The sequence below is a fragment of the Tenuibacillus multivorans genome (assembly GCF_900103915.1).
Taxonomy (GTDB): domain Bacteria; phylum Bacillota; class Bacilli; order Bacillales; family Alkalibacillaceae; genus Tenuibacillus; species Tenuibacillus multivorans.
In genome coordinates, this window is record NZ_FNIG01000007.1 from 116,735 (window position 1) to 136,883 (window position 20,149).

General features: G+C 39.6%; 17 protein-coding genes. All 17 read right to left on the reverse strand.

The features are described 5' to 3' along the window. Nucleotides 1–57 precede the first annotated feature (57 nt). Nucleotides 58–414 (reverse strand): phage holin family protein, encoded by a 357-nt coding sequence (locus BLP77_RS11590; RefSeq protein ID WP_093857301.1) that lies wholly within the window; start codon nucleotides 412–414, stop codon nucleotides 58–60. Between the two features lie 12 nt (nucleotides 415–426). Further along, nucleotides 427–1,512, reverse strand: coding sequence for a DUF4097 family beta strand repeat-containing protein (locus tag BLP77_RS11595; RefSeq protein ID WP_176753056.1), 1,086 nt, complete (start codon nucleotides 1,510–1,512; stop codon nucleotides 427–429). A 119-nt stretch (nucleotides 1,513–1,631) separates the two neighbouring features. Beyond that, nucleotides 1,632–2,321 carry a bacillithiol biosynthesis deacetylase BshB2 gene (bshB2, locus tag BLP77_RS11600; protein ID WP_093857303.1) on the reverse strand — a complete coding sequence of 230 codons (690 nt, stop codon included), beginning with the start codon at nucleotides 2,319–2,321 and terminating at the stop codon, nucleotides 1,632–1,634. Between the two features lie 14 nt (nucleotides 2,322–2,335). After that, the gene (locus tag BLP77_RS11605) at nucleotides 2,336–2,689 is read right to left on the reverse strand and encodes a YojF family protein (RefSeq protein ID WP_093857304.1); all 354 of its coding nucleotides are present in this window, start codon (nucleotides 2,687–2,689) and stop codon (nucleotides 2,336–2,338) included. Between the two features lie 13 nt (nucleotides 2,690–2,702). Next, on the reverse strand, nucleotides 2,703–5,561 hold the full coding sequence (gene uvrA / locus BLP77_RS11610) for an excinuclease ABC subunit UvrA (protein ID WP_093857305.1): 2,859 nt from the start codon (nucleotides 5,559–5,561) through the stop codon (nucleotides 2,703–2,705). Nucleotides 5,562–5,570: 9 nt separating this feature from the next. Beyond that, nucleotides 5,571–7,541, reverse strand: coding sequence for an excinuclease ABC subunit UvrB (gene uvrB / locus BLP77_RS11615; protein WP_371859591.1), 1,971 nt, complete (start codon nucleotides 7,539–7,541; stop codon nucleotides 5,571–5,573). Between the two features lie 277 nt (nucleotides 7,542–7,818). Then, nucleotides 7,819–9,012 carry a PDZ domain-containing protein gene (locus tag BLP77_RS11620; protein ID WP_093857307.1) on the reverse strand — a complete coding sequence of 398 codons (1,194 nt, stop codon included), beginning with the start codon at nucleotides 9,010–9,012 and terminating at the stop codon, nucleotides 7,819–7,821. Nucleotides 9,013–9,129: 117 nt separating this feature from the next. Further along, complete coding sequence (locus BLP77_RS11625; protein WP_371859593.1) at nucleotides 9,130–10,629, reverse strand: S41 family peptidase; 1,500 nt, start codon at nucleotides 10,627–10,629, stop codon at nucleotides 9,130–9,132. Nucleotides 10,630–10,859: 230 nt separating this feature from the next. Further along, the gene (locus BLP77_RS11630) at nucleotides 10,860–12,200 is read right to left on the reverse strand and encodes a murein hydrolase activator EnvC family protein (protein WP_093857309.1); all 1,341 of its coding nucleotides are present in this window, start codon (nucleotides 12,198–12,200) and stop codon (nucleotides 10,860–10,862) included. A 40-nt stretch (nucleotides 12,201–12,240) separates the two neighbouring features. Then, nucleotides 12,241–13,125: a permease-like cell division protein FtsX gene (gene ftsX / locus BLP77_RS11635; protein ID WP_093857310.1), complete on the reverse strand. Its 885-nt coding sequence runs from the start codon at nucleotides 13,123–13,125 to the stop codon at nucleotides 12,241–12,243. Then, entirely contained in the window at nucleotides 13,115–13,801 is a 687-nt protein-coding gene (gene ftsE, locus BLP77_RS11640; RefSeq protein WP_093857311.1) for a cell division ATP-binding protein FtsE, read from the reverse strand. Before ftsE ends, ftsX begins: the two co-directional genes overlap by 11 nt. Before the next feature lie 537 nt (nucleotides 13,802–14,338). Beyond that, the gene (locus BLP77_RS11645; protein WP_093857312.1) at nucleotides 14,339–14,779 is read right to left on the reverse strand and encodes a c-type cytochrome; all 441 of its coding nucleotides are present in this window, start codon (nucleotides 14,777–14,779) and stop codon (nucleotides 14,339–14,341) included. A gap of 58 nt (nucleotides 14,780–14,837) precedes the next feature. Then, nucleotides 14,838–15,942 (reverse strand): peptide chain release factor 2 gene (gene prfB / locus BLP77_RS11650; protein WP_143001437.1). Its coding sequence is split into 2 segments (ribosomal slippage): nucleotides 14,838–15,869 and nucleotides 15,871–15,942, totalling 1,104 coding nucleotides; the frame shifts between segments, so codons are not numbered across the junction. Nucleotides 15,943–16,210: 268 nt separating this feature from the next. Next, on the reverse strand, nucleotides 16,211–17,098 hold the full coding sequence (locus BLP77_RS11655) for a glycine betaine ABC transporter substrate-binding protein (RefSeq protein ID WP_093857313.1): 888 nt from the start codon (nucleotides 17,096–17,098) through the stop codon (nucleotides 16,211–16,213). 24 nt (nucleotides 17,099–17,122) lie between these two features. Continuing rightward, nucleotides 17,123–17,851, reverse strand: a complete 729-nt coding sequence (locus BLP77_RS11660; protein ID WP_093857314.1) for an ABC transporter permease — start codon at nucleotides 17,849–17,851, stop codon at nucleotides 17,123–17,125. 37 nt (nucleotides 17,852–17,888) lie between these two features. After that, nucleotides 17,889–18,851 (reverse strand): ABC transporter ATP-binding protein, encoded by a 963-nt coding sequence (locus BLP77_RS11665; protein ID WP_093857315.1) that lies wholly within the window; start codon nucleotides 18,849–18,851, stop codon nucleotides 17,889–17,891. 54 nt (nucleotides 18,852–18,905) lie between these two features. After that, the gene (locus BLP77_RS11670) at nucleotides 18,906–19,586 is read right to left on the reverse strand and encodes an ABC transporter permease (protein WP_093857316.1); all 681 of its coding nucleotides are present in this window, start codon (nucleotides 19,584–19,586) and stop codon (nucleotides 18,906–18,908) included. Between the last annotated feature and the right edge of the window lie 563 nt (nucleotides 19,587–20,149).

Here is a 20,149-nt window from a genome sequence, read left to right on the forward strand (position 1 = left end):
ATTTTTCTAGTACAAAGACTCAATACAATAAAAAAACTCCCACATCATGTGAGAGTTTTAATCAAAAATGTGTTTTAGCAGATTCTGTAGCAATGTGTTCAAAATAGCGATTATAATCGCAGCTAAAATCGCTGTACCAAAGCCGTCAATCACAAAGGCATCGGCTAGAATCCATTGCGTCAACATTAGCGTTATCGCATTAATCACAAATAAAAATAGTCCGAGTGACACAACGGTAATCGGCAATGTAAATACAACTAAGATTGGTTTTACGATCGCATTCAAAATACCGAGTATAATACTCGCTATGATTGCTGTTGAAACGCCGTCGATATGAAATTGTTCAAACAATTCAGCTACAGCTAAAAGGGCAACGGTGTTTACAATGATGGAAATCAACCATTTTTTCAGCATATGATAGCTCCTTTATGAAAGTGTATATATTTTTATACTACCCGTTTTTGTCTGAACATCAACATCTAGGTAAGATTCATCGTCAGTTACATTATAAAAATGCCACATGCGTTTGACCATTTGATCCATTTTATTTACGACAACATTTGGTAGGTCCACATCAACACTACCGACACTTGTATTCGCATTGCCTTTGACTTTTAAATCCTTTGGCAGGTAAAGCTGAGTTGAGCCAGTCGTTGTATTTAAATCAACACGTTTCACATCGGTATTATGCAAGTAAGTACGGACACTGCCTGTCGTGACATCCACATCTAAATATTCAACATCTCCATCCAAATAAACGGAACCTGTCGCCGTATCCAGCTTCGTTTTCGATAATTGGACTTCATCTAGTCGAATGGAGCCATGCTTCGTTTCAACATATAACGAATCGCCATCATAGTCATTTAGGCGGACACTACCATTCACCGTCGAAATCCGAGCCACGTTTAATTGAATCGCTCTAGATTTAACGGAGCCATTAACGGTTTTAATATAAGCTTGTTCATACACTTTCTGAGGTAAATATATGACAGCATCGATTGAAATATTCTTTTGGTCTTGGTCCATCTGTAATGTTTCGTTTGTCACACCAATAGAAAAAGATTCATCGAATAGCTTTTCGGCCCTTTCCTGATCTTCCTCTTTGTACACCTTTCCATTACATTGAACGGTGATCATTGAGCTTTCAGTTGGTAAGAATTCAACGCTACAGTTTGATAAATCAAAATTTAAATGGTCAACCTCGTCTGAAGAAAATTCAAACTTCCGCTTCACGTTGACATGATTAAAGCTAAATTCGAATGGGCCTTCTTTAACTCGCTGGATTGTATCATCAATCATTGTAAACAGGCCTTCGGTAATGTTTTTTAAGTCTCGTTTAAAATTCTCTTGAAACGATGATTTTTCTCGTTTTTCGCCATCCTTAGTTTCATCAGTATTCTCGTTTTCTTGCTCATGACTTTTTTCCAAGGCTTCTAGTAATTTCTCGGCCTCTTCAGCTGTTATATGACCTTCCTCTAATAGACTTAAAATCTTATTTCGTTGATCGTTCATCATCCGGTCCCCCTAAAAACACATCTTTATATATCTATGATACGATATCAAAAGCTGTGTGCCATCAATCACGAGACTGAAAATCCTGTGTGAAACCATCCACCTCTAGACCTAGCTTCTTAATAATCGACCTCATCAATGTTTACATCATAGAAACCTTCATAACGAAAACGCTCCAAAGCCGCATCACGTTCGTTATCCGCTTCACTATGACTAAGGAGCTGATTAAGCATTCCTTCAACCTGGGAACGGTGCGATTTAATCGCATCTAGTTTCGTATCAAACACATCGAGAATATCGATGACGACATTTGGTTTGCCGATGTTTTCGATTCGATCATTGGAAAAGGCTGTCGCCCACACTTCTGGGCGCTTTTCTAAGCTCATTCGTTTTACAGCTTCAAACGCTGCTGCCCCCATGGCATTATGATCGGGATGTACCGCATAACCAGGGTAAAACGTAATCACCAATGTCGCCCCAAGATCCTCAAGATAGTTTTTAAAACGTTCGGCTAAGTCATCACGTGATTCAAATTCTATCGTTTTATCACGATAACCGAGCATCTCTAAATTCATATCTAATACATTACATGCATCGATTAATTCCTGCTTACGAATTTGTGGTAGTGTTTCACGGTTTGCAAAAAAGGGATTCCCCATATTGCGCCCCATTTCGCCTAATGTACCACATAGATACGTTACTGGAACACCTGCCTCACGAAATTTTGTGATGGTACCAGCTGTCCCAAATGATTCGTCATCTGGATGCGGATAGATGACGACAACATGTTTATGTTCACTAAAATTCATTTCCTGTACACCCCTTAGTATGAAAATGGTTCCTGACTAATCTCTAAGGCAACCATGAGTCGACCTTGATTGTCATGGCCTGCTAACAATAGATGACCTTGTTCACTAAATTCATAATCGGTTAACCCTTCGGCGTAAATCCAACCGATGTCATGCTTTAACCCAACACGGAAACTACCGTTATGCTCGACAATTTTTCCTTGATGATAGGTTAGCTGTGCATTACGAATATAAGCGCCAACGTTATAGGCATTTTGATTAAAATGACTTGCGTAAGCCCCATTTGTCGTTTCTAAATGGACATAAACAGGTTTTGCTGCGAACTGATCAATATAAGATTGTACGTCTTCAAGCTTGATCGCATCCATTATGTGTCCTCCCCTACTTTGCTTCTAGAATACGTTCTTCCATACGTTTGCGGTCTCGTTCTAAAACTGGTCTTAAATAATTCCCTGTATAAGACTCCTCAACTTCAGTAATTTCTTCTGGCGTTCCAGTAGCGACAATTTGACCGCCACCTTCACCGCCTTCAGGACCGAGATCGATTAGATAATCAGCCGTTTTGATGACATCCAAATTATGTTCAATAATTAAGACAGTATCGCCACTTTCCACGAGACGCTGTAAAACATTTAATAGTCGTGATATGTCATGAACATGAAGCCCTGTCGTTGGTTCGTCTAAAATGTATAACGAGCGGCCATTCGAACGTCGATGTAGCTCACTAGCTAATTTAACACGCTGCGCTTCACCACCAGACAGTGTTGTCGCAGGCTGACCTAAGCGAACGTAGCCTAAGCCAACATCTTCAATGGTTTGGAGCTTCCGTCTGATTTTCGGTATGTTTTCGAAAAACTCAAGCGCTTCTTCTATGCGCATATCTAAAACATCAGCTATACTTTTACCTTTATATTTCACTTCTAATGTTTCTCGGTTATAACGCTTACCATGACACACTTCACACGGTACATAGACATCCGGTAAAAAGTGCATTTCAATTTTAATAATACCGTCACCACGACAAGCTTCACAACGGCCACCCTTCACGTTAAAACTAAAGCGACCTTTGTTATAGCCACGAATTTTTGCTTCACTCGTTTGCGCAAACACATCACGAATATTGTCAAACACACCTGTATACGTCGCTGGGTTCGAGCGTGGCGTACGACCAATCGGAGACTGATCAATATCGATGACCTTCTCGAGTTGGTCAATCCCACGAATCTCTTTATGCTTACCAGGCTTCGCTTTACCGCGATGTAATTTTTGCGACAATGTTTTATATAAAATTTCATTGATTAATGTACTTTTTCCTGAGCCTGAGACACCCGTGACCACTGTCATTAAGCCAAGCGGAATCGAGATGTTAACGTTTTTTAAGTTATGTTCTTCTGCCTGCCTGATTTCCAGTTTTCGCTTTCTGTTAAACTTACGTCGCTCTGTTGGCAGAGGAATAAACTTTTTCCCGCTTAAATATTGGCCAGTTAGCGATTCTTCTTTTACCATGACGTCGTTTGGTGTTCCCGCAGCGACGATTTCGCCACCTTGCGCTCCAGCTCCTGGCCCGATATCAACGAGCCAATCAGCCGCTAGCATCGTATCCTCATCGTGTTCAACGACAATAAGTGTATTGTCAAGGTCTCGCATCCGTTTAAGTGTCTGTATTAAACGATCATTATCCCGCTGGTGCAGCCCGATGGATGGCTCATCTAAGACATATAAAACACCTGTTAAAGCCGAACCAATTTGCGTGGCTAAACGAATTCGCTGCGCTTCTCCACCGGATAACGTTCCAGCTGAACGCGATAACGTTAAATAATCGAGCCCAACATTAACTAAAAACGTCAGCCGGTCCCCGATTTCCTTTTTAATCATTTGCGCAATTTGTTCTTCTTTTTCGCTTAATTTTACGTTCAGAATCCAATCTAACACGTGTGTCACTGAGTGTTCTGTAACTTCACCGATGTGTGACCCATCCACTTTAACGGCTAAAGCTTCCTCTGATAGACGATAACCTTGACAAGTCGGACACTCCAACTGGGTCATATATTTCTCCATTTGTTCGCGCACATAATTAGAGGATGTCTCATGATAACGACGAGAAACATTGGAAATAACACCTTCAAAATAGATTTTATTTTCTCGGACGTTTCCGCGTTCATTTTCATAGCGGAATAAAATACGTTCTTTTCCGCTTCCATATAAAATTTTATTCAGCTGTTTCTTTGGAAGATCCTTTAGCGGTGTATCCATATCGATGTCATAATGATCACAAACACTTTTTAATAGTTGTGGGTAATATTGCGATGAAATTGGTATCCATGGTACAATGGCTTGCTCATTTAAAGTTAAGTCACGATCTGGTATAACTAAATCTAAATCAACCTCAAGTTTCGAACCAAGCCCATCACATGTTTTACAAGCGCCAAATGGACTGTTAAACGAGAATAATCTCGGCTCTAGGTCACCAATCGTAAAGCCACAAATTGGGCAGGCATGATTTTCATTAAAAAACATATCCTCACCGTCAATGACGTTAACAATGACTTGACCGCCACTTAGCCTCAACGCCGTTTCTAACGAATCACTAAGGCGTGTTTCAATGCCTTCTTTAACAATTAGACGGTCAATAACGACTTCAATCGTATGGTTTTTATTTTTATCGAGATTAATTTCTTCGTTAATCTCACGCATTTCGCCGTCGACTCGTAAACGGATATAGCCTTCCTTTTTCAAATCAGATAAAACCTTTGCATGTTCGCCTTTACGCCCTGAAACAACCGGAGAGAGTACTTGTAGCTTCGTCCGTTCTTCAAGCTCTAAAATATGGTCAACCATCTGTTCAACCGATTGAGCGGAAATTTCCTCACCATGAATCGGACAAATCGGTCGTCCCACTCTAGCGTATAATAGACGAAGATAATCATAGATTTCTGTTACCGTTCCAACCGTAGAACGAGGGTTTTTACTCGTCGTTTTTTGATCGATCGATATCGCCGGAGACAAGCCTTCAATCGCATCTACATCTGGTTTATCCATTTGTCCTAAAAACTGACGCGCATAAGCCGACAAGGACTCGACATAACGGCGCTGTCCTTCCGCATAAATCGTATCAAACGCTAATGACGATTTACCTGAACCTGATAGACCTGTCATCACGATAAATTGATTTTTAGGAATTTCAACATCAACATCTTTTAAGTTATGCGCACGTGCACCTTGAACCGTAATTGATTTCATCGTCTAGCTTCATCCTTCCGATTTTAACTCTAAAATAATATCGCGTAGTTCCATCGCTTTTTCGAAATCTAAATCCTTTGCAGCCTGCTTCATCTCCGCTTCCATTTGGTCAATCATTTCCGCTTTTTCATCCTTAGATAAATTCTCATACTGTTTTGCAGCATTTTCATCTTTATCTGAATCATAAGTCGCACGAATCACATCACGAATATCCTTCTTGATCGTTTTCGGTGTAATGCCATGCTCTTCATTATACGCTTCCTGAATGTTACGTCGGCGACTAGTTTCGTCAATCGCATATTGCATTGATTTGGTGATTTTATCTCCATACATAATGACTTCCCCGTTCTCATTACGCGCTGCACGTCCCATCGTCTGTACGAGAGACCTTTCTGAACGCAAGAACCCTTCCTTATCAGCATCCAAAATAGCGACTAAGGAAACTTCAGGAATATCTAAACCTTCACGTAATAAGTTAATCCCGACCAGGACATCATACGTACCGAGCCTTAACTCGCGAATAATTTCAATTCGCTCGAGTGTTTTAATCTCAGAGTGAAGATAAGCCACCTTAATACCCATCTCCTGCAAATAATCCGTTAAGTCCTCGGACATTTTAATCGTTAGCGTCGTTACAAGGACGCGCTCATCCCGCTCTTTACGTTTATTGATTTCACCAATTAAGTCATCAATCTGTCCTTTAATTGGACGAACATCAATTTTAGGATCTAATAATCCAGTCGGTCGAATAATCTGTTCAATCACACCTGGCGAATGCTCAAGCTCATAGTCACCCGGAGTTGCCGAAACATATAAGATATGATCAATATGCTTTTCAAATTCCTCGAATTTAAGCGGACGGTTGTCCAGCGCTGATGGCAAACGGAATCCGTGATCAACCAACGTCATTTTACGTGCTCGGTCACCATTGTACATCCCGCGAATCTGCGGTATCGTCACGTGCGATTCATCGATGACAATCAACGAGTCATCCGGGAAATAATCGAGTAACGTATACGGTGTTGAGCCTGGATCACGAAAGGCTAAATGCCGTGAATAGTTCTCAATTCCAGAACAAAAGCCCATTTCATTCATCATTTCGATGTCATAGCGCGTCCGTTGCTCTAACCGTTGCGCCTCTAGTAATTTCCCCTCGTTGTGAAACTTTTCTAATTCTTCTTCTAGCTCTTTTTCTATATTTTTAATTGCGCGTTGCATTTTTTCCTCACGTGTGACGAAGTGAGATGCCGGATATATCGCCACGTGCTCACGATCACCGACGATTTCCCCCGTCAAGGCATCGACCTCACGAATCCGATCAATCTCATCGCCAAAAAATTCAACACGAATACAATGCTCTTCACGTGATGCTGGAATAATTTCTAACGAATCCCCGCGAACACGGAATGTACCGCGCTGGAAATCGATATCATTACGTGCGTATTGGATATCAACTAAGTCACGTAAAACCTGATTACGTTCTTTTTCCATACCAACGCGCAAGGACAAGACAAGATCCTTATATTCATGCGGCGAACCTAAACCGTAAATACACGATACACTCGCTACAATTAACACATCATCTCGTTCAAATAAGGAAGATGTCGCTGAGTGCCGGAGCTTATCGATTTCATCATTAATACTCGCATCTTTCTCAATGTATGTATCTGATTGCGGCACATACGCTTCCGGCTGGTAGTAATCGTAATAACTAACGAAATACTCCACCGCATTATTCGGGAAAAACTCTTTAAACTCACTATATAATTGACCCGCTAACGTTTTGTTATGCGCGATCACTAATGTCGGGCGATTAATTTCTCGAACCACGTTTGACACGGTAAAGGTTTTCCCTGTTCCGGTTGCGCCGAGTAACGTTTGATGTCGTTCATTTTGTTTAATACCGTTTACAATTTGATCAATCGCTTTGGGTTGATCTCCTTGTGGTTTAAACTTTGATTCAAGCTCAAATTGTTCCACAACACCATCTCCAATTTATATACTAAAATTAGTATAACATAAAAATACGAACAAAAGTTCTGTTTTTGATATTTTTTTCTGTATGTTAAGGATAATTTTGTTGGTGATAATTTGCAAAAGATTTATTCAAGTTTCGCTCCTTTTTATTTAAGTTATTAATGGAATTGTTTAAGTTGGCTGATTACTTATTTAAGTTTCGATATAATTGTTTAAGTTTTACCCAAAATTGTTTAAGTTTTTTAACGAAATAAAAAGCCCGAATACAACGTACCCGAGCTTAATTAATCTCTTCTGTTTTTAATGTAAAGCGTGGGGTTTCCTTCACGAATATTAAGCCTAATTCATGATATTCACCTTGATATAAGGCCCGTTGAGCAAATCGGACTTCGCCATCTAGACCACGTATCGTCAGCTTACAAAACGTCCTGTTCTCACTCATGACCTCGAAAAACTCATGCTCATTCGTCACATCAATATCATGAATCCTTTCTATTTTTTCACCGATCTGAATGCCCATATCATCCGCGGGCGAACCAGGAATCACACCGACGACGATAATGCCATACGGTTGTGGCGTAAAAATAGGACGTTTTTCTGAATCAAAAGATCGTCCAACCCAATGAATTAGAGCACGTCCGATCATAGCTACAGCCACCAGCACTATGGCTAATTCATTCATGAAATAAACTCCCACAGCACCACCTACAAGTAATACAGCCAAAATACTGACGGCTTTTGCTGCTTTTTTAGTGCCTACATCGGCAAAATCACCTTGAAAACGTTGCGCGTAACCGATCACAAACGGAAATAGCATCAGACCGAAGCTATCACCTATACCAAAAACAGGCCACCATTCGAAAACAGTTAATTCAAGTGCCCCACCTGTCACAGGGATAAAAAATGGAACAAACATCATCCGTTTAACGACATGACTTCCGACAAACTTACCGCGGTCACCTTTTTTCATATCTGGGAAAGTGTGACGGCGTTTCGTCGTGGCCATTATTAAGATTTCAGCAAATATGAATACCACTAATAAATAGCTTATAAAAACGGGGTCAACGTTAGTGATTGGACTTAACCATGGTAGTAATTCTACCTCAAACGTCGTTAGCCCCCAAATGACAACAGCCACAAGACCAATTGTATAAACTGGTGAAAATAGCCATACCTGGTTGAATAACGCAAAAACCAACATAACGACTGACAATAATAGAAGCCATTCATAGTTCACCATTGATCCTGATAAAATCAGTAAAGCCGATATTAAAACGCCGACCATAATTCCAGATAACCATGTACCTTTCCATTCAGAGCCTATCGGAAAAACCCGATGTCCGAATGCATGACGATCATGTTTAATCCGCTTATATCCTGTCCAAAACGTAAAGGCAATCGCCACATATATAATCGGTTGAGCAAAAATCCATAACGTTGCTATTCCGAATTCTTTAAGCCATTCCACGCCCATGCTGCTTACCCCCGATATGTAATTTCCATCATCACTATATTCGTTAACAGATCACATTTTTCCTTCTAAAAAAGATATAAAATAGATGACTCAAGCCAGGTTGAGTCATCTATTATGTTAATCAAATAAAACGTCCACCGCTTTTTGTAGCTGGCGATCATTTTCAGTATCATTGACCGCTTCAAGAATTTGTTCTTCGAGTAGGCTTTCTGTCTCCTCATTCACAACACCCGAAGCCGATAAGCCGTAATCACGTTGGAATTTTTGAACAGCAGATTCAGTTTGAGCATCAAAGTAACCATCTGTACGTCCAGGCGTATAACCTAACCCTTCTAACATCACTTGAAGCTTCACTACCTCTTGACCTGTCATATCTCTTTCTAACGGCTCTTCCGTTTGAATTAACGTTAAATAGTAATAATCAGGTTGGGCCACTTCAACAGTCGGTTCCACGCCAACCTCGTTAATTTCATTACCTTCAGGACTTAGCCAGTTCATGACCGTAACTTTCAACAGTCCATCGCCTAGCTGCATCGTTTGCTGAACTGTTCCTTTTCCAAACGTCTTTTTCCCAACAATATCGTAGCCACCCACCTCTTTCATCGCAGCCGCTAAAATTTCAGAAGCCGATGCGCTACCTTCATTGACTAAGACTGATATCGGATAATCCTTGATGCCTGTTGACTGCAAATAGTATGGCTCAGGTTCTTGCCCTCTTCTTGCTGTTTGTACGAATGGTTGGTCATCACCTAAAAAGTGACTTAATATTTGCTCAACAGAAACAAATAAACCACCTGGATTTCCGCGAACATCGATCACTAATCCTTCAATATTCTCCTCTTCCTCTAAACGTTTCAATTCTTTGCTAAATTCATCCGCGGTACCTTCTGCAAAGGAGCGAATTTCTAAAATTCCTATAGGTTTACCGTCCTGCATTTGAACATCTGAATAAACAGTCGTAACCGGAATGGTATCGCGCGTGATTTCAACCTCAAACGGGTTATCTTCACCAGGGCGATCAATTAATAGCGTTACAGCAGACCCTTTTTCACCACGAATTAAAGCGACCGCTTCATACACGGTATAACCTTCTAAACTTTCACCATCTACTTCTAAAATTCGGTCATTTGGACGAATTCCCGCTTCCTCAGCAGGTGTCCCTTTTAGTGGTGCAATGATCGTTATGTAATCATCGCGCTTCGTCACCTCAGCCCCAATTCCTTCAAATGTTGACTCGATCTGAGACTGAAACTGTTCCATCGTTTCAGGATCCATATACTCACTGTAAGGATCGTCTAGTTTTTGTACGATACCTTCAATCGCACCCTTAAGTAAAACTTCTCGATCAACAGAATTGACAAAGTTCTCTTCTAATAATGTCATGGCATAGCTGATAACATCCAGGCCAGATTTTGAATCAGAGTCTTCATCAGATTCTCCACCATCCTCATTCGTATCCTCTTCAGGATTGGAGGAATCTTCCGAAGTATCTTCCTCTTGTACCGTTTCATTTTGATTTAAAACTTCTAACGTTACAGCTGTCGATACAACCCCAACGACTAAAGACAATGCACAAACTAAAATAAAAACCTTTTTACTAATATTCAATGGAGTCACCCCAATATACTGCATTTGTGTATTTATAGCAGGCGGAAAATATGAGTTCACCCTACCTGTTTAGTACAAACACGTCATTGACTACACCTAAATAATTCCCGTCAATTGACAGTTTTCTTTATTATATCACGTTAATAGGAATGGTGGAATGTGAGACCTAAATAATTAAAGCACCACACCCATGTGTGATGCTTTAATGTTACAATACTATCATTTTGTCATCAATCAAATTATGGATTGATATAGTTTAAAGGGTTAACAGGGTTTTTGTATCCACCTGGGTGAACCTCGAAATGAAGGTGATCTCCCGTAGATGAACCTGTTGATCCCATTTTGCCGATTTGCTGACCAGCTGAAACACTTTGTCCTTCACTGACCGTTACGGATGACAAGTGTGCATAAACCGTATCATATTGCTTACCATCAATGTAATGGGTTATAAATACCGCATTACCGAATCCACCACCACAAGACATATCGCCTCTGGCACACCAGTTATAAACTTTATATACCACACCTGGTGCTGCAGCGGAAATCGACGTTCCACGACTGTTCGCAATATCTAAACCATTGTGTGGACGTGGAACTTTATAAATGGGGTGCAGGCGGTTCGGGTTAAACTGAGATGAAATACGGCCAGTTGTAGGTGTTAAAAACCCATCGCCATTCGCAACCTTTTTAGCCTGTTCTAAATAACGTTCACGTTGTTTAATTAATTGAAGTTCTTCTTCTTTTGAAAGTTGAATATTATGTAATTCATTTACTTGGTCTTCTAAACTAGCCAATACGACAACTTGTTCTTCCTTCTGTACACCAAGATCAGCTCTTAATGTATCTAATTCATTTTTCTTAGCTAGTAGAGTTTGTCGCTTGTCTTCCATTTGTAATTTTGTATCTTCAACATCTTCCTTTTTTGTAACAACAGATGTTTTCGCTTCTTCTACCATTTGCTTGTCATCTTCTAGTTTTTCTTTATCAGCAAAGTGATCCTTAATAATCTTTTGGTCTTGGTCCATGATTTTATTAACAGCGCTTGTACGACTAATAAATTCACCAAAATCCTTCGCACCTAAAATAACCTCTAAATACTTAACAGAGCCACCGTTACGCTGTAAATTACGTAAGCGATCAACTAAAATATCCTCGCGCCTATCAATACGCTCTTGCGTTTCCTTGATTTCTTGTTCGAGTGTCGCAATTTGATCCTCAAGGGTTTTAATTTCATCTTCTAATTCACTAATCTGTTGTTTTAAACTTTCAATTTCCGTTTCTGTTTCATCAATCTCTAATTCTTTTAAACGAATCTCAGTTTCCGTTTGTTTAATTTGATAACTAATATTCGCTAGTTTGTTTTCTGCCTGATCCTTTTCAGAGCGCACTTGTTGCATGCGATCATTCAAGTTTTGTAATTCGCTATTGATGTTTTGTTTTTCTTGATCGATTTGCTCTAATTCTTGTTCAATTTCATCAACCGACTTACTCGCTTCAACCGATTCGTCTTCATTCGTGAAGAAAAATGCAGTGAACGCTAATACCGCTATCGCTAGAATACCTGCCGCTTTTTTTAACAAGTGGTTCTCCTCCTCTTTATTCGTTTTCTCTATTACTCTCTTAAACTTTCAAGAATTTACGAACACTCATGACACTTCCCCAGATACCAATGAAGACGCCTATACCAAGTAACAGCAAGGAGATTTGCCATGCAAATGGGTTAAATGGTAGTAAATCTACAAACGGGATACTAATTTGATCGTTCACGTTTTCATATAAATAGTAGTAGCCAGCCAACACGAGCGTAATTGGAATAATAGAACCAAGCACACCCATTAGCATGCCTTCAACAAAGAATGGCCAGCGAATAAAGCTATTTTTCGCCCCGACTAACTTCATAATGCTAATCTCTTCTGAACGCGCAACAATCGTCATTCTAATCGTATTAGAGATGAGGAATATCGCGGTTAAGAGTAAAGCCCCTATAAAGGCAATCCCGATATAGCGTGCATAACGGTTAAAGTCTAATAAACGCTCGACCGTATTCTGTGAATAGTTAACACCGTCAACCGCGTCCATTTCCGTTACTTGCCCTAAGATGTTCTTATATTGGTTGGCTTCCTCAGCTTTTACAATAAAGACATCATTGAGCGGGTTATTTTGCTCAAATAACGCCAACTCTTCACCCATGTCCTCAACCAATTTATCTAATTCCTCTTCCTTAGAAGAGAATTCAACTGATGTGACATTTGGAACTTGACTAATATTTTCCTCAAGCTCGTCCATCTCTTCTTGCGTTGCAGTTAATTCTATGTACACATTCATTTGCACTTCGTCTTCGATGTTTTGGGCTAACTGGTTTAAATTGAGCATTAACGTTAAAAAGATTCCAACTAATACTAATGTCGTGGTGACAGCTCCAACCGAAGCAACCGTCATCCAACTATTTCTTACAATATTCTTCGTACCTTCTCTTACGTGTCTTCTTGCTGTATTAAGCTTCATAACCATATTCCCCTCGTTGCTCGTCTCTTACAATTTGTCCATTCTCCATGGCGATCACTCGCTTTTTCATCTGGTTTACAATGTCTTTACTGTGCGTTGCCATTATCACGGTTGTGCCAGACGAATTAATTTCATCAAAAATCTTCATAATCTCCCATGACGTATCTGGGTCCAAGTTACCTGTTGGCTCATCAGCAATGACCAACTTTGGATTATTGATGATGGCCCGTGCAATCGATACACGCTGTTGCTCACCACCTGATAATTGCGCTGGAATAAAACGCGCTTTATGCTTAATACCTACTTTATCTAAGACATCCATCACACGCCTGCGTATTTTTCTTGGGTTTTCTTCAATGACTTCTAGCGCGAAAGCAACATTTTCATAGACAGTCTTGCGAGGTAATAGTTTAAAATCTTGGAAAATAACACCGACATCGCGGCGGAGGAACGGAATCTCCTTATGTTTGAGCGAACTCAATTCAACACCATTTATGTAGACTTGACCTTTTGAAGGCAATTCCTCACGATACATCATTTTAATAAACGATGTCTTTCCGGCCCCACTCGGCCCAACGACATAAACAAAATCACCTTGACTGATCGAAGCATCAACGCCATTAAGTGCGGTGACGCCATTGCTATACAGTTTAAAAACTTTTTTCATTTCAATCATAGTCGTATTCAGTACCTCCTGTTGCAGAAGAAAAGATTATATTCTAAAAATTCGATTAATTCCTGGTTTGAAAAATTTCGACAATTCCTGTAAATATTTTATAAAATCTAGCATTTTTTCTTCCAAACTATTAAATGTAGTTATCATTATAACATTAAACGACAAAATGTTGAGGGGTTTTATAAAATTTCATCTCAAATTTACATGTTTCGCTAAAGATTGGTGAAAAATGGGGGTTATGATGAAATATGAGGGGTTTTCTTAAGGGAAAACCGTGAGAAGCAGTTTTTACAAGCGATAGGTTAATTAAAAAAGACACATGAAACATTTCTTTTATCACAGACACCTGACTACCGAGTTTGTCATAATTAGTTGACCCATGAAAGGAGAAACTTTTAGAGGTTTTTTAAAAATGAATCTATTAAAGAATTTCAAATGAACGAATCTCTAATTAAAAATTTCTTATGATTCTTTTTATAAGCTCATCGGTCGAAGATAAAAAAGCCCTTGGATTCCATTACCAAGGACCTCTGATTGTTATTGATTAACTAGCCATTCAGCGATTTGATTTGCCTGTTCATCATCTACACCATTGACAGCTGGCATGTCACCTTTACCATTCTGGATAATGCTAACGATATCCTCTACGGCATAATCATCACCAATGTTTTTTAAGCTTGGGCCCATACGGCCGGATAAGTCACCGCCATGGCAACTAGCACAGTTGGTTTGGAATAACTCCTCACCTGCTTGGGCAGTGGCACCATTTTGAGCATCATCTCCGCCGGCTTGATCATCACCGCCTTGGTCACCACCCTGATCGCCGCTATTACCATTATCTTGACCATTATCTTGTTCTTGTCCTGCTTCACCATTAGTGTCACCGTTGTCACCGCCATTATCTTCGGTGTCATCGCCACCACCACAGGCAGCTAAAACTAACATGGCACTAAAAACACCCACGAGTAATTTTCTCATGTTTTGTTACCTCCTATTTGGATGTATTTAATTATACTGTTCCCAAAACGTTCAAAATTTATCCTTTAACTTTTGAACGTAAGTAGGCATCAATAAAAGGACTGAGCTGGCCATCCATTACGGCTTGTGTATTTCCGTTTTCAACATTTGTTCGGTGATCCTTAACCATATTGTACGGATGAAAAACGTAGGAACGGATTTGGCTTCCCCAGCCAATCTCCTTCTGTTCACCTCGAATTTCATCCATTTCCTGCTGTTGTTTTTCGATTTCAATTTGATAAAGCTTTGATTTTAACATCTTCATCGCTTGTTCACGGTTTTTAATTTGAGAACGCTCGGATTGACACGTCACTACCGTATTAGTTGGCAAGTGCGTGATCCGAACAGCTGAATCTGTCGTATTGACGTGCTGTCCACCCGCACCACTCGAACGATACGTATCAATTTTTAAATCCTCCGAGCGAACCTCGATTTCGACATCGTCATTAAACTCAGGCATCACATCGCACGAAGCAAAAGATGTGTGTCGACGCCCTGATGAATCAAACGGTGAAATACGAACGAGGCGATGAACCCCTTTTTCAGCTTTTAAATAGCCAAATGCATTATGACCTTTAATGAGTAGCGTGACACTTTTCACACCAGCTTCATCGCCCGGTAAATAATCAAGCGTTTCGACCTTAAAACCCTTGCTCTCAGCGTAACGCTTATACATACGAAGGAGCATGGACGCCCAATCCTGCGACTCCGTACCACCTGCACCTGGATGAATCTCCAAAATCGCATTATTTTTGTCATATGGTTCACTCAGTAAAATTTCCAATTCAAACGTATTAAATTGATCTGTTACTCGCTTAATTTCCTGTTGTAAATCTTCAAACAGTTCCTCATCGCCCTCTTCTTTAACGAGCTCATAAGAAACCTCTAGATTTTCTAAATCCTCTTCATTTTTTTCAAACTTATGAACGAGATCTTTAATACTATTTGCTTCATTAATCACCTTCTGAGCCGCTTCTGGATCATCCCAAAAGGATGGATCCGTCATCTGCTCTTCAAGCTCAGCAATTTTTTTGCGATCCTCATCTAAGTCAAAGAGACCCCCTAAAGTCTTCTAATCGACTTTGAAGCTTGTCCAATTGATCTTTAATGTCTACTAAATCCATCAACTTCACCTCTACTCTGTATTGCTTACTTTTAGTATACCACGCACCTATTTTATAAAAACAAACAAATCGTTACAAATTGGTTAATATTTCTTGAATGAGTAGGTTGTGGCATCATGTTCGTTGCTAAGTGTCCAAGTTGCCCTCGTAAGTGTCCAAGTTCGCATGTTATTTGTCCAAGTTGGGCTTTTATTTGTCCAAGTTGACGACCTAATTGTCCAAGTTTTCATAAAAAAAGCGATCCCCATTTAGGGACCACTTTTTTCATTTACTCGATAATACCATTATCAGTTAAAAACTCTTGTGCTACTTCTTCAACACTACGTTCTTCAACGTCTACTTCATAGTTCAATTTAATCATCGTTTCACTGTCTAGATTATCAGCCATTGGCTTGAGTAACTCTTCAATTTCAGGATTGTTATCAAGCACCTCAGTACGGATAACGGTTGCAGCTGAATAGTCTGGGAAGAATGTTTGATCATCTTCTAAATTCATTAAATTAAATTGTTCGATACGACTGTCTGTAGCGAATCCCATCGCCACGTCTACCTCACCGTCTCGTAACGCTTGGTAAGTTAAACCTAAGTCCATTTGAACTACATTCTCTGCACCAAACTCAAAACCGTAATGTTCTTCAAGTGCCGATAAACCATCTGGACGTGCATAGAATTCATCATTTACAGCAACTTTTGCACCGTTTGCTTTAACATATTCAGCTAAATCGCTCATCGATTTAACCCCTTGTTCCTCTGCAAAGTCTTGGCGAACCATTAGGGTATACGTATTGTTTATGCCAGTTGGATTGACCCAAGTAATGCCGTTTTCAGCATCGATTTCTTTGACTTGTTGAAAAGCCTCTTCCGCAGAAGCTACAGGCTCTTCACCTAAGTAAGTTACAAGCCCTGTTCCTGTATAGTCCCAAGTAATATCAACCTGTCCGCTTGTTACCGCTTCACGCAAAACATTACTCCCCATGTTTGTACGCTTGTCTACTTCATAACCATTTTCTTGTAAAATTGTTTCTGTCATTTCAGCTAAAAGTAATGACTCGGTAAAACTTTTTGCCCCAACTGTGATTTGGCCATCATCGCCACCTGAACCACAGGCTCCAAGAATAAACATCCCTGATAATAATACTGTTATTAATTTTTTCATATTGATAAACCTCCTTGAAAATCTTTAACTTCTTTTAGTCCCTTTAGGAACGACTAAGCGTTCTACACCGCGTAATAGATAGTCCGTTATGACCGCTAAAAGTGTTACGGTAACAGCACCGGAAAGTAAAATGGAATCATCAAACACTTTAATGCCCATAAAAATCCAGTTACCTAAACCGCCACCACCGATTAAGTACGCTAATGCGGTTGCACCAATGTTAATTACTACAGCTGTCCGAACACCGGCTATAATCGCATACGCGGCATTCGGCAACTCCACACGGAACAAAATTTGATGTGGTTTAAAACCGATCCCTTTCGCGGCATCAATTAAATTTGGATTTACCGAATGAATGCCCGCTACGGTGTTGCGGTAAATAGGTAAAATTGAATATAAAAACAGTGCAAAAACAGCTGTTTTAAACCCGATTCCTAAAACACCCATCATTAAGGCTAATATCGCCATGTTGGGAATCGTATAACCAAAGTTGGCAACCGTTGAAACAATACCTTCTAACCGTTTAAATTTCGGCCTTGTCACCAAAATCGCCGATGGAATCGAAACTAAAATTGCCATTGCCGATGACAAACCAACAATTTGCAAATGCTCTATGACTAACACTTTAAACTGTTCGATATTTTCAAATATATAACTAAAATACTGATTTTTAATGGTCCAATAAAAGAAAGCTATCACTAAAAAATAAATAAACACTCTAACGGTCCAGGTTATAACCTTTTGACTATTCAATCCAATCGCCCCCTTTCGAATTAGCTATAAGGGTTTCTTATTGAGATAACTCGGACACATATTGACTAATCAAGCTAAAATCTATACTGCCGATTACCTTTTGATTTTCATCTGTAACCGCGACTTCTTTTTCATCACTTTCTAAAATATTACCTAAAGCATCTCTTAAATTCATGTTGACCGGAACCTGTTTAGAAAACTTTTGATCGGTCGTTTCATTCAATTGTTTATGTTTCATTAAATCCTCAATATAGTGAATGCTTAAGCTTTTAATCGTGCGGTCTTGTCCGACAAACTGAGCGACAAAGTCATTAGCAGGATTTTGCAATATATTAGCAGGCGTGTCATATTGCATCAACTTACCATCACGCAATAACGCAATTTTATCGCCCATTTTGATCGCTTCATTAATGTCATGACTTACAAAAAGGACAGTTTTGTGCAACTCCCTTTGAATCGCTAAAAACTCATCTTGAACTTTTTCACGAATAATCGGATCCAACGCACCGAAAGGCTCGTCCATTAACATCGCTGGTGGATCCGCCGCTAACGCACGAATAACCCCGATTCTTTGCTGCTGACCACCTGATAATTCATGCGGATAACGTTTTCGGTAATCATCAGGATCCATTCCAACTAAGTTCATTAAATACTGATAACGCTCTTCTTTCTTTTCCTTATCCCATCCCAACAAATTCGGGACAATCGTTACATTTTGTTCAATTGTCATATTTGGAAATAATCCATTGCTTTGAATGACGTAACCAATTTCTCGTCTTAGTTCAATTTCATTTAAATCAGCAATTCTTTGATTATTAACTAAAATATTCCCTTCAGTGATACTCTCAAGTCGATTGACCATCCGAAGTAAAGTTGTTTTTCCACAACCTGATGGACCAAGTAATACGACGATATCACCGCTTTCAACCTTGAAAGAAACGTTATCAACCGCTCTAACGTCTTTGCCGAATACCTTAGTTACCTCATTATATTCAATCATTTCATCCATCTCCTTTTATCCGACATTCACAACTCGCGGAGTGGCGAGCATAACTTACTGAGCTGATACTCCTTTAGATGTAAAAATTCTTTGCAACAACCGTAAGATTAAATCAGCTGAAATCCCTAAAATTGAAATCGCAATCGCTCCGGCAATAACCATATCTGTATGGCCACGCGTAATACCTTGCGCAATCAAAATACCTAAACCACCTGCACCGATAAAAGCAGCAATGACCCCAATTCCAATATTCAAAACAACTGCTGTACGAATACCTGCCATAATAACTGGTAGGGTATTTGGAATTTCGACTTTTAACAGACGCTGTGCTGTACTCATTCCAATCCCCATGGCCGCATCACGTATTTCAGGATTCACGTTATTGATGGCTGTATAAGTGTTTCGAATAATCGGTAATTGTGAGTAGAGAACAAGTGCTACAAAGGCTGGTACAAAACCAATACCTTGATTAATGAGGGAGAAAATAGGAATCATTAAACCAAACAGCGCAATGCTCGGAATCGTCATGATGACACTCGCTACATTTAAAACTGTACCGGCTAAGCTTTCGTTTGTCGTTAAGTAAATACCAAGTGGAACACCAATTAAAATCGCTACGATAATGGCTAGTCCTACGAGATTGATATGCTGTACCGTCAGCTCTAGAATAAAATCCATATTATCTTGAAAATATTCATATACATCCGTAATGGTGTAACCTTCGTTACGATTCATCTCTTTACCCCCCTTTTAAGATGTTTGATGCTGTTAAAACTTGGCTGTAACCAAGTTTTTCTTAATAAAATTGAAAACGAACTAAAAAAGACACATCTTTAATAGTAACTAAAATTTTATAAGTCATTCAAACCGTAAATATCGTCATGCTCGCCTATTATCTATGATAAAAATCAGATAAGAGCATTTATGACCTAGTTTATGTAGTATTTGAAGTATTAATCGACATATATCTACAAATAACTAATTTGTAAATACCCTTCATTTTTGATATCTTGTGCGCATGTTCCAAATGGTGTTGGCTCGTTTAGGTTTAGGCTCCAAGTTTGGGGATTGAGTCGAACAATTCGAGGGTTCGATTTGCCGTAAAGGGAGTTCTATCCGCCAAAATTGGGAGGGAATCCGCAATCATTGAGCTTTAATCCGCCAAATTTGGTGGGCAATCCGCCATCATTGAGCTTTAATCCGCCATAATTAGAATTCGATCCGCCAATCTAAAACATCGACCCGCTATTTTGAGCCGCCAAACTCAAACATCGGACCCACAATACAATTAAACAAAA